At 68.0% G+C, this 388-nt stretch carries 1 pseudogene; it reads right to left on the bottom strand.

The features are described from left to right. Positions 1-43 precede the first annotated feature (43 nt). Positions 44-388 (bottom strand): annotated as a pseudogene (locus tag A3764_RS21080) (transposase); the annotation flags it as partial.

The raw sequence follows: 388 nt of genomic DNA, 5'->3' as shown, positions 1-388 counted from the left end.
CCAGCCATCCCGAAACACCTCGCCCGTGACGGCATGGACGGCATCATTCAGCTGCATGCGCAAACTCCCTCAGCGCGGCCGTGGCCTGCAGCTGCATCGCATCCCGACGGCGGCGCAGGAGCAGGTCGATCTCGTCAGCGGAATCCAGGATGAACCGCGCCAGCCCGCGCATCTGTGCGAGGCGCAATTCGGTGAACTCCGAGCCGGCCCCCTGCCCTTGCCGATTGGCCTGCGTCATCTGTTTGGCGATCTGCGCGACCCCATTGCCGACCTCGTGCAGCGAGGCGCGGTAGCGCGCCATCTCAGCTGCCATCTGCGCGTCCGGAACGAACACCCCGCCTGCCGCCTGAATGAGCCGCCGCAGCCCCTCGGCCCGGCTTTCGATCCC

The organism is Sulfitobacter sp. HI0129 (assembly GCF_001635395.1).
Classification (GTDB): Bacteria; Pseudomonadota; Alphaproteobacteria; order Rhodobacterales; family Rhodobacteraceae; genus Sulfitobacter.
This window is presented reverse-complemented; position numbering and strand designations above follow the sequence as displayed.